Source organism: Flavobacterium psychraerolatum, from assembly GCF_025960985.1.
Classification (GTDB): domain Bacteria; phylum Bacteroidota; class Bacteroidia; order Flavobacteriales; family Flavobacteriaceae; genus Flavobacterium.
The window spans coordinates 43,824-58,602 of record NZ_JAOQMX010000030.1 but is presented as its reverse complement, the minus strand read 5'-3'; the positions used below and the strand labels follow the sequence as shown (position 1 = coordinate 58,602).

At 32.9% G+C, this 14,779-nt stretch carries 13 protein-coding genes; 3 read left to right on the top strand and 10 right to left on the bottom strand.

What is annotated here, in order from left to right:
* Window positions 1-304 precede the first annotated feature (304 nt).
* Window positions 305-1,657: a DEAD/DEAH box helicase gene (locus M2326_RS11895; protein WP_264619779.1), complete on the top strand. Its 1,353-nt coding sequence runs from the start codon at window positions 305-307 to the stop codon at window positions 1,655-1,657.
* Window positions 1,658-1,891: 234 nt separating this feature from the next.
* On the opposite strand, the gene M2326_RS11890 is transcribed toward M2326_RS11895, so the two are convergent.
* The 6 genes from M2326_RS11890 to M2326_RS11865 form a co-directional block, all read right to left on the bottom strand.
* The gene (locus M2326_RS11890) at window positions 1,892-2,707 is read right to left on the bottom strand and encodes a DUF6048 family protein (RefSeq protein WP_264619778.1); all 816 of its coding nucleotides are present in this window, start codon (window positions 2,705-2,707) and stop codon (window positions 1,892-1,894) included.
* The gene (locus M2326_RS11885) at window positions 2,679-3,200 is read right to left on the bottom strand and encodes a DUF6452 family protein (protein ID WP_264619777.1); all 522 of its coding nucleotides are present in this window, start codon (window positions 3,198-3,200) and stop codon (window positions 2,679-2,681) included. The genes M2326_RS11890 and M2326_RS11885 overlap by 29 nt, the downstream gene beginning before the upstream one ends.
* A 108-nt stretch (window positions 3,201-3,308) precedes the next feature.
* Window positions 3,309-4,721: a 23S rRNA (uracil(1939)-C(5))-methyltransferase RlmD gene (gene rlmD / locus M2326_RS11880; protein ID WP_264619776.1), complete on the bottom strand. Its 1,413-nt coding sequence runs from the start codon at window positions 4,719-4,721 to the stop codon at window positions 3,309-3,311.
* A gap of 266 nt (window positions 4,722-4,987) precedes the next feature.
* Window positions 4,988-5,437: a hypothetical protein gene (locus tag M2326_RS11875; protein WP_264619775.1), complete on the bottom strand. Its 450-nt coding sequence runs from the start codon at window positions 5,435-5,437 to the stop codon at window positions 4,988-4,990.
* Window positions 5,438-5,694: 257 nt separating this feature from the next.
* Window positions 5,695-6,933, bottom strand: coding sequence for a sensor histidine kinase (locus M2326_RS11870; protein ID WP_264619774.1), 1,239 nt, complete (start codon window positions 6,931-6,933; stop codon window positions 5,695-5,697).
* A gap of 21 nt (window positions 6,934-6,954) precedes the next feature.
* Window positions 6,955-7,746 (bottom strand): alpha/beta fold hydrolase, encoded by a 792-nt coding sequence (locus M2326_RS11865; protein ID WP_264619773.1) that lies wholly within the window; start codon window positions 7,744-7,746, stop codon window positions 6,955-6,957.
* A 685-nt stretch (window positions 7,747-8,431) separates the two neighbouring features.
* On the opposite strand from M2326_RS11865, the gene M2326_RS11860 reads away from it, so the two are divergent.
* Window positions 8,432-8,860: an FKBP-type peptidyl-prolyl cis-trans isomerase gene (locus M2326_RS11860; protein ID WP_264619772.1), complete on the top strand. Its 429-nt coding sequence runs from the start codon at window positions 8,432-8,434 to the stop codon at window positions 8,858-8,860.
* 194 nt (window positions 8,861-9,054) lie between these two features.
* Window positions 9,055-9,267 carry a transposase gene (locus M2326_RS17605; RefSeq protein ID WP_413603272.1) on the top strand — a complete coding sequence of 71 codons (213 nt, stop codon included), beginning with the start codon at window positions 9,055-9,057 and terminating at the stop codon, window positions 9,265-9,267.
* Between the two features lie 138 nt (window positions 9,268-9,405).
* Here the strand turns inward: M2326_RS17605 and M2326_RS11855 are convergent, their stop codons facing one another.
* The 4 genes from M2326_RS11855 to thrA form a co-directional block, all read right to left on the bottom strand.
* Window positions 9,406-9,588 (bottom strand): hypothetical protein, encoded by a 183-nt coding sequence (locus M2326_RS11855; RefSeq protein ID WP_264619771.1) that lies wholly within the window; start codon window positions 9,586-9,588, stop codon window positions 9,406-9,408.
* Window positions 9,589-9,703: 115 nt separating this feature from the next.
* Window positions 9,704-10,993 (bottom strand): threonine synthase, encoded by a 1,290-nt coding sequence (gene thrC / locus M2326_RS11850; protein ID WP_264619770.1) that lies wholly within the window; start codon window positions 10,991-10,993, stop codon window positions 9,704-9,706.
* A gap of 65 nt (window positions 10,994-11,058) precedes the next feature.
* Window positions 11,059-11,982, bottom strand: coding sequence for a homoserine kinase (locus M2326_RS11845; RefSeq protein WP_264619769.1), 924 nt, complete (start codon window positions 11,980-11,982; stop codon window positions 11,059-11,061).
* Window positions 11,983-12,114: 132 nt separating this feature from the next.
* Window positions 12,115-14,565, bottom strand: a complete 2,451-nt coding sequence (gene thrA, locus M2326_RS11840; protein ID WP_264619768.1) for a bifunctional aspartate kinase/homoserine dehydrogenase I — start codon at window positions 14,563-14,565, stop codon at window positions 12,115-12,117.
* Between the last annotated feature and the right edge of the window lie 214 nt (window positions 14,566-14,779).

The window sequence follows — 14,779 nt, the reverse complement described above, 5'->3', positions numbered from 1 at the left end:
TCTTTTAGTGTTACATATCTCATAATGAGATAAATATATTAAATTTTTTACATATCCACAATAAAATACGACATTATTTTATTCTTATTACTTATAATATCGTTGACTTTTTAATAAAAAAAAGTTGTAGCCGTAAATTTCACAAATAAAATTGCATTTGTTATTATAACCGAATCTTTTTTTTTGGAAAATAATTTTAGAATATCTAAGTCTTTGTGGTTTTAAAAAAAATGAAATCACTTGCTTTTTTAGGCCGAGATTCTCCTTGCCGACATTTTTGATTACCTTTGCACAAATTATACAAATGAATCCGAAACATCTTCCTGAAAATATACTTAAAAATTTAGGCATTACCCAACTGAATGAAATGCAAGAAATGGCACAAGATGCTATTTTGCATGATAATAATATCTTATTATTGTCACCAACAGGTTCTGGTAAAACACTAGCTTTTTTACTGCCAATACTAGAATTGTTACAACCCGAATTTTTATCTGTACAATGTTTGATTTTGGTTCCTTCTCGTGAGTTGGGGTTACAGATTGAGCAAGTTTGGAAAAAAATGGGAACCGATTACAAAGTAAACGTATGCTACGGTGGTCACTCCATCGAAACCGAAATAAAAAATTTAAGCAATCCACCAGCAGTTTTGGTAGGAACGCCTGGTAGAATAGCAGATCATATTGAACGTGGTACTTTCCGATTGGATAAAGTGCAGACTTTGATTTTGGATGAATTTGATAAATCCTTACAATTAGGGTTTCATGAGCAAATGTCTTTTATCATTGGGAAATTACCAAAATTGAATAAAAGAGTATTGGTTTCTGCAACCTCAGATATAGAGATTCCAAAATATACTCGTGTTGTTAACCCAACTATTTTGGATTTTATACCAGAAGAAGAAGAAGGTATCGAAAGTAACCTAGAAATGCGAATGGTCGTTTCCAAAGAGCGCGATAAAATTAATACGTTGTTCAATCTGATTTGTTCTTTAAAATCAGAGTCTGCGATTGTGTTTTGTAACCATCGTGATGCAGCAGAACGCATAAGCGACACACTAAACGAAAAAGGAATTTATGCTACTTATTATCATGGCGGTATGGATCAAGATGAAAGAGAACGTTCTTTGATTCAGTTTCGAAATGGAAGCATGAGCTATTTGATTACTACCGATTTGGCAGCTCGTGGACTGGATATTCCAGAAATGAATCACGTGATTCATTATCATTTACCGTCCAAGGCAGATGAATTTACACACCGTAATGGACGTACTGCACGTATGCACGCCTCGGGAACGGCATATATTGTTGCCAATGATAGTGAGAAAAAAATGGATTATATTGATTATACTATGCCAGTTTTGGAAGTTTCAGTAGCGACAAGTATCCCAAAACCTCCTTTATATCAAACTATCTACATTAGTGGAGGAAAGAAAACTAAGCTTAATAAAATCGATATTGTTGGTTTCTTCTCTCAAAAAGGGAAACTTGAAAAAGGAGATTTAGGATTGATAGAAGTAAAAGACTTTATCTCATTTGCAGCAGTAAAATTTGGAAAAGTAACGGAATTATTGCGATTAATACGCGATGAGAAAATGAAAGGAAAAAAATTCAAGATCGAAGTCGCTAGAAAAGTGATAAAGAAAGAGGAGGACTAGTATTTAGTCTTCTGCTTGGTTTTTTTCTATTGAAATTATAGATTTTGATTTCAGTTGAGTAAATAGATTCTTAAACCGATATTCTTATATTTAAATAAAACCATAAAAAAACGTTAGTAGAAAATTTTCTACTAACGTTTTTTTATGGTTCTTGACCTATGAAAAACTAACTTCTCTTTAGTTCTTAAATTTTCTACACCTTACTAATAATTGTACAATTGGTTAACTAATGAATTACTTATTCTTAGCAGGAATTACTTTTTTTTTGTAAAATGGTACTAAATAGGTAACGGTATAATTAAAACCTACTCCAAAGTTACCATTGTAAGTTCTATTGAAACCTGGAATATATAAATTATCAAAATTACCGGGTTTTTTATTTGTGATCAAAGTATTCAAGCGCAAACTAAAGCCCATAAAGACATTATTGAAAACCTTTGCTTTCAATCCAGCAACTACTTCAATCCAGCTGGCCGTTAATCCACCATATTTTTGGCCAGAAGATATAGTTTCGTTTTCATTAAAATAATGAGACGTATTATAGATTTCATAAGTATTCAACTCTTGGTTAAAGGAACTTAAGCCGTAGCGGAGTCCGATAGAAATAATGTTTTCCATGTCCAACCAGTTTTCATAAGCATTGTAGTCAAAACCAGCTTTAAGGTAGGTACCTTTGGTGGTGAAGTTTAGTCTAGTATCATCAGTGGTTTTGTTTTCTGTACCAATTTCGGCAGCGATGTAATATTTCTTATTATAACGATAATCGGCTACCAATTCAATCCCTTTATAATCAGAATCATAAAGTGCACGAGTAAGCTTGAACAAGTCGAGTCCAAAACGCAAACCGTAACGGTCTGTTTTGGGAACAATAGTCAAGGTATCTATTTTGTTAATGGGACGTGCTTTTTGAGCAGGTGCCTCAATTTGTTTAGGTAAAATTCCTCTATTGGTTGGTGGAATTGGTTTTTTAGAAGTTGTTTCCTGTCCTTGAGCCAAAAAAATCGTAAATATGAATGCAATACTAATGATAGATTTCAATGTGTGTTTCATTTTCGTTAGTAATTGACCTCGTTAATACCACTATTTCCTGAATCCATTTTTCATCTGCTATTGCGGCATCTGTAAGAGTGTAGGGTGTAGTTTTATTCAATTCATAATTTGTTGCGTAACCACAAGCCCTAGAGATAAAAACAGTTGTTCGTGTATAAAAAAATTCTATATCATCCTCATTGGTAAGAGAGGTGTCTGTGTTCTCGTAATTCAAAATAAACTTAAACTTTACCTTGTCTGCGGTTGTCATCAATGGGATTGCAACCGTGCTACCATTTATTAATGTACTACTGTTGAAGGTTACACCCTCTGTCATTCCTTCTGCGATAATGGTCAAATCGGTTACAGGTTTTGCCGTCGTAGGATTATTAAAATCATAGAAATTTATAATCAATCGGGGAGTGGTACTAGTAGCTGCATCGCAAATATCATCCTTCTCACAACTGGAGAAAGTGACGGTTAGCGCTAATAGCAATAGTAGTATATATTTCATAATTTTATATTTATTGAATAATTTTGATAGTATTCAGCCGCAGTGGTTATGTTTATAAACAGTATGTCAATATGCAACTGCCAACTGAACACTGCGACTGCAAAATTATTAACGAAGCTCCATCAATACTACATTTTCCACATGATGCGTTTGTGGGAACATGTCTACTGGTCGTACACGAGTTACTTTGTATTTCTCGTCCATCAAAGCCAAATCACGGGCTTGTGTAGCCGAATTACAACTTACATACACCACTTTTTTTGGCGCAATTTTCATAATTTGCTCAATTACGTCTTTATGCATTCCGTCTCTTGGTGGATCGGTAATGATTACATCTGGTTGCCCATGTTGAGCAATAAAAGCATCATTAAAAACAATTTTCATATCCCCTACAAAAAACTCACAATTGTCAATATTATTGCGTACTGCGTTCGCTTTTGCATCTTTGATTGCATCTGGCACACTTTCGACACCAATTACTTTTTTTGCTTTTTTCGAAACAAATTGAGCAATCGTTCCTGTTCCAGTGTATAAATCATACACCAATTCTTCACCTGTCAATCCTGCAAAATCACGTGTGATTTTGTACAATTCATAGGCTTGGTCCGAGTTGGTTTGGTAAAATGATTTGGCGTTGATGCTAAATTTTAACCCTTCCATTTCTTCCAAAATATAATCGCGACCTTTGTATAATTTTACATTCGTGTCATATAAGGTATCGTTTGCTTTATTATTAATCACATATAGTAACGAAGTGATTTCTGGAAAAGTAGTATGCAAATGATCCAATATCAATTCTCTATTCGCTTGATCATCTTCAAAAAATTGAATCAACAACATGATTTCTCCTGTAGATGACGTACGCAACATCACGGTACGCAATAAACCAGAATGTTCTCTTGGGTTGAAGAAGGTTAATCCGTTTGCGTTTGCAAAATCACGAATCGAATTACGTATCGCATTCGAAGGATCTTCCTGTAAATGACATTTATTAATGTCTAGAATCTTGTCCCACATTTTTGGAATGTGGAATCCAAGTGCATTTCTATTTCCTAAATCTTCCGTGCTACCAATTTCTGCCTCAGTCAACCAACGGCTGTTCGAGAACGAAAATTCCATTTTATTTCGATAAAAGAATTTCTTTTCCGAACCTAATATTGGTTCAAACTCAGGTAATTCAATTTTACCAATACGTTGCAAGTGGTTTTTAACCTCGTTTTGTTTGTAAAATAACTGTTGGTCGTAGTTCATGTTTTGCCATTTGCAACCACCACAAACACCAAAGTGCTCACAAACCGGTTCCACACGATGCTCAGAGAATTCGTGAAATTTCACGGCTTTCCCCTCATAATAAGCCTTGCGTTTCTTGAATGTTTGCACATCCACTACATCTCCAGGAACTACATTCGGAATGAATACTACTTTACCATCGGGAGCCTTCGCTACCGAAACGCCTTTTGCACCTGCATCAAGGACTTTTATCTGATGAAAGACAACTTTGTCTGTAATTTTTCTAGCCATGGCGCAAAAATAAGTGTTTGTGCGGTTTTATAAATTCAAATTGCGAAATATTTTCAAAAACTTGTGATTTTTTATTCAATTATGCTTTTTTATAGGGCCTTATCCCGCTTTTCGCTACAAATCCTCGTATTGCAGGCAGTAACACTACGCCCGCAAAGGAGCTTCCAAGGTCGCTCTTTTCGGGCAATTGTTATAATGCCTGCAATACTGTGGGTTTTTCGTTATAATCGGGGGCAAGGGAGTCAGAATAGTTAGGCTTGTAGTTTTTATTGATTGGTTTTAGTCTTTATAAGCTCATAATTTACAATTGTCAGAAAATAAAAAAGGATATCTGCACAAATTTTCCCTACCAAAATTCCAGTAAAAATATTTCCAATAACAATCGGGAACCAATACATACAAAAAGGGCGAACAAACAATAAATCCAAAACAGCAGGATAACCAAATTCTAATAAAAGGTTTTTCAGCAAAATCGCAACAGTTTTAAAGTAACTTTTTTGCACAACCTCTTCAGTATTCTTAGATAATTGAATATAAGTCATTGTAACAATAACCCCATAAAAAGAAAAATATTCTGCAAAAGTTATCAAGTAAGCCATCGTTACATCATCAAAAAAATAGCTCAGTTGTGAGCAAAGTAAAGCTGTGCTCGTCGCAGCCAGCTCTGCATATTTATAACGGTTAAACCATTCTCTGAATTTACTTTTTGAAAACATGAATTGTGAAATGTTTTTAGAAAAACAAAATTAGATAAATTCAAGGTTTTACTTTTGGAATTATCTGTGTTATCAAAAGCTGCTTAAAATAAATCCAAAAGTCTAGCAAAGATTTTTTTAGCTTTGTTATTTAGATTAGTGGTAACTAAATAGGATTTATAATATCTGGCCCTTGATCAAGCCGTTGTTTAGTATATAATGTACAAAGTTATTCTATTGGTCTAGCAAATGCTTATGCAAATGACTAAAACTAAAAATTACGTTAGCAAAAAAGGAGGATAATTTATTATGGTTTCTTGAATAGGTAAAAGAATAGTAAAAGTTGATCCCTTACCCAAAACAGAATTCACTGTAATAGTCCCATTGTGAAGTTCAACTATTTTTTTACAAAGTGATAATCCGATTCCTCTAGTGTTTGTATTGTGATTTCTTTCAAATAATTCAAATATTTTATTGCTATTGCAATGAAACCCTGAACAGTTATCTGAAATTAAAATTTTTATATAAGGTTCAAATTTGTACGAGTTTGGTGTTTTAGCAAAAATATTTTCGTTCAATTTAACCGCCGTAATATTTAGATCAATATTCATTTGATTTTCTTTTCTAAATTTGATTGAATTATTAATCAGCTCTTCAAATAACTTTGTGATTAGTAGTTTATCTCCTTTAAAATTGGGTATTTTACTAATCGTAGCATTAATCGTGAAAGATTCATTTGAACAATATGAAGCCTTTACAATATTTTTTAATAGTGGATTTAAAGCTATTAGTGAATATGATAAATTATAATTATTGAGTTTTTGATACTCCTGCAAATTATCAATCATGGACCTTACGCTACTTGTTAGCCTAATAATATTCTGTATGGAGTTAATGTTTTTTAACCCAATTAATTCATTGTTTTCAGAAGTGAACTTATTACAGAAAAAAATAACTTTTCGTAGTGGTTCTTGTAAATCATGAGATAATACCTTATATATTTCAGACTGCTGATTACTCAAGATTGCCGTTTCTTGAAGTTGCCTTTCCAAAAATTTTCTGTTTTCTTCTAAGGCATTCCCAGCATCAATAAGTGCTTTGTTCTCTAATAGTGCTAACTCAGCTGTAGATCTAGCTTTAATAAGTTCTTTTTCGAACTGATTGCGCTGCGATATTTTCATACCACCACAATGAATCGCGTAACTATTACTTTCATTATAAACAAGATTCATATTCAAGAGAACAGGTAAGTCAATATTGTCTTTTGTTCGTAAAATTAAAAATATTTCATTTACTTTTTTATCTACATTTATAATAGGTAAAAAATGAGTTTCTAGAAATATTTTACTACCCATCGTAAGGATATCACCAATTTTTTTTATACCTATTATATTTTCTGCATCATATCCCAAATGCTCCAGTAAAATACTGTTCATTTGAATGATATACTGATCCTCTGAGAAGACAAATAAATAGACTGGAGAGTGTTGAAAAATATTTTCAGTGATTGTGCTCATTTATTTTTTTATATAAAATAACTAGTCAATAAATTTCTTTATTTCTTGAATTGTTTCTATAGGATGACTCAAATGTGGACAATGTCCTGTGGCTGCCATTTTTATATAAGTACTATTAAGAAGTTTTTCTGTAACGTACAAACCTACTTCCACTGGTGCTATTGCATCATCAGTACATTGTAAAACTAAACAGGGATTTGTAAATTGAGTTAAATCTTCTCTATTATCTGAATAAAAAGTTACTTCGGCAAATTTTCGTGTAATTATGGGATCGGCAGAACAGAAACTCTCTTGTAGTTCAGCAGTCAAAGCAGGTTGCTCAGGATTATTCATTATAACTGGAGCCAAAAAACTTGCCCAACCTAAATAATTATGATCCATTACTTCAAACAATCCTTCTATATCTTGAAGTGAAAAGCCACCTACATAATTTAAATCATTTATGTATCGTGGAGAAGGACATATTAAAATTAGTTTTGAAAAAAGTTCTGGTTTTTTAATTCCTGCAATAATTCCTATCATTGCACTTACAGAGTGCCCTATAAATAGTATATCTTGTAGTTTTAAATAATCACAAATTTCCAATAAGTCAATTGCATAACCTTCTAGTGAGGAATATCTTTCTACGTTATATGATCCGATATGAGATTTTCCACAACCAACATAGTCAAAAAGTACGATTGTATATTGTTCTTCAAATGCTGGTGTGATAAAGCGCCACATGTTTTGATCACAACCAAAACCGTGTGCAAATAGCATAGTTTGTTTACCTCGTCCAAAAGTTTTTAAATTATTTCTTAGAGCTATATTCATTATTTAATTATTTATTGGCGAGCAAATATAGTAAAAAGGGCAATTAATACATTGTTGAATAAAGGTATAAAAATTGTAAAACCAATTCAGGGACTTTAGTGATAGCTAAATTAGTTATCTTTATTATAAATAAATTCAGTTTGTACGTTTATTGTGTAGTAAAATTAAACAATAGTTATATAGAGGACTATATTCAATTTAAATTATCTACTTCTTGATTCTTCTGAAACGTTGGGGTTCAGATGGTATTATTAACTTTTAAAAGATTATTATCGAAACATAAAATGGATTAATTACCTTTTAATTTGAAAGATTAAGCTTTTTATTAGAGAGTAAAATGAGGTTTAAAAATTATTAGTCCTTGAATTTATTTTTGTTCGCTCAGTAGCTATTCATAATTTCTATACTTCTGCCAAATTGATCTTAATGCCGCAGTCATTCTATATTAATAACAAATAAAACATAATACTGCCAAAGTTGCCGATTTTGTCATATTCCACTCGATGTACTGTTGTAAGTAGCTCACAAGGAATTAAATTGATTATAAGTATAAAAAAGATTGCCTTTTGAAGGTTTTCTATCAAAAAATCAGGTTTTGGCTCAGTTTTGGCGGTAAACAGTGTAATTAAGTTTAAACTGAAATCTTTTAATTTAAAACTAAGATTTTAAAAAATTGAAAAAAATTATGACTCAAGTTAAAGAAAACAACACGGTTAAAGTACATTACACTGGTAAACTAGCAGACGGACAAGTATTTGATACATCTGAAGGTAAAGAGCCTATTGCATTTACTTTGGGACAAGGAAGTTTGATTCCTGGTTTTGAAAAAGGCCTTATTGATATGAAAGTAAATGAGAAAAAAACAATAAACATTACAAAAGAAGATGCTTACGGTGATCCTCGTGAAGATTTAATTATCGAGGTTCCTAAAAGTGAATTGCCACCAGACATGACTCCTGAGGTTGGAATGGGACTAGTTTCTAGAACTCCAGAAGGACAAGAAATGAATTTATTGGTAGTAGAAGTTAGAGAAGAAACAGTAGTACTTGATGGAAATCATCCGTTGGCAGGTAAAGATCTAGTTTTTGATCTTGAAGTAGTAGAGATTTCGTAACATCCAAAATTATTATAATTAAGCCTGATAGATACTCTTGTTCTGTCAGGCTTTTTTATTGCTTTTTGTGTAGGTGAAAACTTTTTTAGGGTATAAATGTAGGAGAAGAGTAGTTTTTTATCCTGTTTTACAACATGTTTTTTGTGATGAAGTGGATTGAAAGATAATTTTTTACTGTACAAAAAGGACTATGAATTGCACAAGTTAGTGATTTCTACAAGGGAATTTATGGTAAAGAATATAGTAAGCATCAGATAAGTTATTTAATGAAGAATAGTCGTGAAGAGCTTACGAAATGGCTACAAAGCAAACTAGAATCTCATTATTTAGTATTTTACATCAATACTACTTTCATAAATAACCGCAGAGATAAATCCGATAGCAAAGAGGATATTATACTATTCTAGGTGTAATGAAGATGGATAAGGTAGATTTTTAGTAGTGTAATCATTCTCAAAATAGCAGAATGCACTTTTTTTTAACTTATCTAAACTATCTAATTTTAATAGTTAAGGATTATATGTTCTACTAATTGGATAGAATGATTACATCGAGATTATAACGTGTTTTGAAAATGATGCGATACCAAGTTCTTGAATCAGTTCTATTCTAAAAGGAGCAGTATCGATGGATAAAGAACACAAATTATACAAATTCCCTATATTGATCTTTAGAGAAGTTACAGAATTTAAAATATAATGTAATAGTAAAATATGACTTTTACTCATTTTTTAGTCCACTACCTATTAAATGTGATAAGAGTTAATACAATGATGTTTTCTATAAAAAAAATCGGCTATAAATAAAATTCATAGCCGATTAATGTAATGTGATAAAAGATTTTTATCCTAGAAAAGCTTTCAATTCTTCATAGGTTTTTATTTTTGTGCTTACTTTTTCTTCGTGCATCACAGCTTCAATTTGTGATGGAATTGGTAAAGTGATTTTTAAAGCTGGTTCTACAACATCCAGAAATTTAATTGGGTGTGCTGTTTCCAAGAAAATCCCAATAGCATTTTCATGTAAGACCAATTCTTTCTTTAAACCCAAATAACCTACTGCACCATGTGGTTCTGCTACATAGCCATTTGTTTTGTATATATCTTTCAAGGCAACCAATGTTTCATCATCTGAGAAACTGTACGATGAAAAGTCTTTTTTGAATAGCTCCAAATCATTATTATACATTTCTTGAATACGAATGAAGTTACTTGGATTTCCAACATCCATCGCGTTGGATATAGTAGCTATTGATGGTTTTGGATCGTATTGACCATTAACTAAAAATCGGGGTACAGCATCGTTCACATTTGTAGAGGCTACAAAATGATGTACTGGTAATCCCATTTTTTTGGCAATAATTCCAGCACAAATATTTCCGAAATTCCCACTTGGACAAGAGAAAATCAATTTCTTATTTTGACTTTTCAATGCTTTGTAAGCAAAGAAAAAGTAGAACATCTGTGGTAACCATCTCGCAATATTGATCGAGTTGGCAGAGGTTAAGCCTTTATGCTTTAGACTTTCATCTAAGAATGCTTTTTTAACCATATCTTGACAATCATCAAACATACCCTCTATTTCTAGCGCTTTGATGTTTTGTCCTAAAGTTGTTAATTGTTTTTCTTGAATATCGCTAACTTTTCCAGAAGGGTACAGGATAATGACTTCAACACCTTTTACTCCCAAAAAGCCACTAGCAACAGCACCACCAGTATCGCCAGAGGTAGCTACAAGTACTGTGTTTTTACTCTCTTTTTTATCACGGTTAAAATAACCCAAACAACGAGACATAAATCGTGCACCAACATCTTTAAATGCCATTGTTGGGCCATGAAATAATTCCAAAGAATAAATTCCCTCTTCAACAGGAACTACAGGGAAATCAAAACACAAAGTGTCGGTGATAATTTCTTTTAACTTAGCTTCTGGAATTTCATCTCCAACAAATTGTTGAATTGTAGCAAATGCAATTTCTTCATTACTTAAATTTTCGATATTGTCAAAAAAATCTTGTGGCAACGGTGTAATACTTTCAGGAAAGTACAATCCTTTGTCCGAAGCCAATCCTTTGATAACTGCTTCTTGAAAAGAAACGTTTGGTGCATTATGATTTAAACTGTAATACTTCATTTTAATATAAGATTTAGGATTTTTTAATTTAGGATTATGAATGCTAAATCAAAAACCCTTGATTTTTACTCAATAATTCTCATTCCTTCATCATTCACCTTGCAAACATGAATTTCGTAAGGTAAATTGATACCATCATAAACAGCACACATGGCTTTGGCTACTTTTTCGGCAGTTTCTTTTCCTTTGCTTAAAGCAAAAATGGAAGGACCAGAACCTGAAATTCCAGATCCTAAAGCACCATGTTGATAGGCGGCTTGTTTGATTAAATCAAAACCAGGAATTAATACAGAACGCAAAGGCTCGATAATTTCATCATGAAGCGAACGACCGATTAACTCGTAATCTTGTGTGTATAAACCTGCAATCAATCCGCCTACATTTCCCCATTGTGTGATGGCACTTTTCAAAGACACCGTTTGCTTTAATACCGATCGTGCATCTGATGTTTTCAATTCAATTTGAGGATGAATAACCGTAGCATATAACAACGATGGACTTTCGATTTTAATAATATCCAATGGATTAGCACTTCGTACCAAAGTAAAACCGCCTAAAAGGGCAGGAGCAACGTTATCTGCGTGTGCATTACCCGAAGCAAGTTTTTCTCCTTGCACAGCAAATTTCACCAACTCTTTTCGTGTAAATGGGGTACCAAGTAATTCATTAGCACCAAAAACAGCCCCTGCAGAGCTGGCAGCACTACTACCAATTCCGCTTCCAGCTTTTATGTTTTTGTATATTTCAATTTCAAACCCAAAATTAGCTTGTACTTCTTCAAGCATAGCTAATAATGCGACACCAGCCACATTATTTTCGGTTTCAAGCGGTAAATTTGCACCTTCAATTTTGGTAATGCGAACCCCTTTTACATCTGATTTTCGAATAATCATTTCGTCCCCAACATTGTCTAGGCATAATCCTAAAACATCAAATCCACAAGATAGATTAGCAATCGTTGCTGGACAAAAAACTTTTATTTCATTCATTTTTTTATAGTTTCTAAGTTTTTTTTATAGTTTCTAAGTCCTTAAGTTTCTATGTTTTTGAGAAAAAAAACTTAGGGACTTAGAATCTTAGCAACTTAGTATCTTTCATATTTCCCTTATGAGAGGCCAGGGTTAAACGTTTCCTACTCGTATCACATCTGCAAAAATTCCAGATGCAGTAACCGCTGCACCAGCACCAGCACCTTTGATTAATAAGGGTTGGTCGACATAACGATCGGTATAAAACAATACAATGTTATCTTTTCCTTCTAAGTTGTAAAAAGGATGGTCTTTTGGAATGAATTGCAATCCTACGCATGCTTTTCCATTTTCAAATTGTGCTACATATTTCAATCTAGAATCTTTACTTAAAGCTTCTTTGTAAATAGCGTCAAAATGAGCTGCATGCTCAATCAAGGATGCAAAGAAAGCTTCGTTTGAACTCGTTTGTAAACAAGCCGCAGGCATAAAAGATTCATTAGCGATTTCTTCAATATCCATTTTATTTCCGCTTTCGCGAATTAAAATTAATATTTTTCTAGCTACATCTACTCCGCTCAAATCTATTGTTGGATCTGGTTCTGTGAAACCTTGAATGCCTGCTTCTTTTACAACATCATGGAAAGAGTTTTTTTCGTCGAAATTGTTGAAGATGAAATTCAAACTTCCCGAAAGTACTGCTTGAATTTTATTTACTTTATCACCAGAAGCGATTAAGTTTTTAACGGTATCAATAATAGGTAATCCAGCACCAACATTCGTTTCAAACAAAAAAGGAGCATTGTATTGACGGGATAGATTTTTTAATTTTATATAGTTACTGTATTCAGAGGCACATGCAATTTTATTGCAAGTAACTACGCCAACACTTTGTTTTAGGAATCTTTCGTATAATTTTGAAACTCCCTCATTGGCAGTAATATCTACAAAAATACTGTTGCGTAAATTAAGCTCTTTTACTTTCGAAACAAACAAATCTTGGTCGGCAACTTCTCCTTTTTCATCAAGAAGGTCTTTCCATTTTTTTAAGTCCATTCCGTCTTCGTCAAAACACATTTTTCTAGAATTAGAAACGGCAATAACACGAAGATTTATTTTTAAGTTTTCTTTTAAAAATTTCTTTTGTTGTGCAATTTGAGAAATGAATATTTCTCCCACATTACCAACTCCCATTACAAATAAATTCAATTGCTTGGTGTTGTCTTCAAAGAAACGTTCGTGGAGGGTATTTAATGCTTTCTTAACATCTCTTTCGTTAATAACCACCGAAATATTTCTTTCGGAAGCTCCCTGAGCAATGGCACGAATGTTTACATTGTTTTTCCCTAAAGTACTAAACATTTTCCCACTCAATCCTTGGTGGTTTTTCATGCTTTCGCCCACAAGTGCAATAATGCAAAGGTTTTTCTCTACAATACAAGGGTCAACTCTATTTTGAACTATTTCTATTTCAAAAGCTTTGTTGATGGCAATTTCGGCTTGGTCTGCATCCTCGTTCATGATACCAATACAGATAGAATGTTCAGAGGAAGCTTGTGTGATGAAAATTACATTAATCTGTGCATGAGAAAGTACTTCAAACAATCTTTTTGAAGAACCCGAAACTCCAATCATTCCTGGACCTTCCAATGTGATCAAAGTGATTCCACCAATATGACTAATTCCTTTTACAGGGTTAACGCTTGGTAGAGGGTTGTTGGAGATAAAAGTTCCTTCTGCTTCTGGAGCAAAAGTATTTTTGATATAAATAGGAATATTTTGTCTTAATACTGGTTGAATCGTTGGTGGATACAGCACTTTTGCACCAAAATGAGATAATTCCATCGCTTCTTGATACGAAATGGTAGCAATTGGCTGTGCTTGTTTTACGATTTTTGGATTAGCAGTAAACATTCCGTTTACATCTGTCCAAATTTCCAAATCTTCTGCATGTACTCCCGCCGCAATAATAGCTGCGGTAAAGTCAGATCCTCCACGACCTAGAGTAGTACTAATCCCTTCTGTTGAGGATGAAATAAACCCAGGCATTACTACAACCTGTTTGTCATTCGATTCAAAGAAGTTTTTAATTAATAAATTGGTTACATCAAAATTTACGTTGGCTCTTCCAAAATTACTATTGGTTTTAATTAACTCACGACTGTCTTTGTATCCGCTATTATTTAAATTTTGTTTTAAAGCCTCCGCAATAATATAGGAAGAAAGTAATTCTCCAAAGCTTAAGATGGTATCCAAAGTACGAGCAGAAAGTTCACCCAATAGGAAACAACCATCTAATAAAGTTTCAAGGTGATTGATGATTCTTTTGACATGGCTCAATAAACTACTTTGTTGACTTACTGGTATAAGTTCCTTTAAAGTGTCTAAATGTTTCTTTTCTATTTCGGCAATAATTTCTTTGTAATGCTCATCATTTGCTGCCGCTGTAGTTGCTGCTAAATGTAATAAATCAGTTATTTTACTAAGAGCAGAGACCACTACAACTAACTTATCTTGGTTTGCTTTGTTGGCAACGATATCCAAAACTAGTTTTATATTTTGTGCATTGGCAACGGAAGTTCCGCCAAATTTTAATACTTTCATTCTGTTTGTTTTATTAAAAAAAAGTGTACTATTTTTTATACATCCAAGACTTTCCTTTAATTAAGGAAAATGCAAATATAAGATTATATGTGAAAAGTTTACCCCAAAGGGGTGGTAGTTGTTGTAAAGGTAACAGAAATCACAACTTCAGTCGAAGTTGTTAATTGAGTAGAATATGAATTTCTGTTGTTTTTCATAAATGATGCTCAAAAGT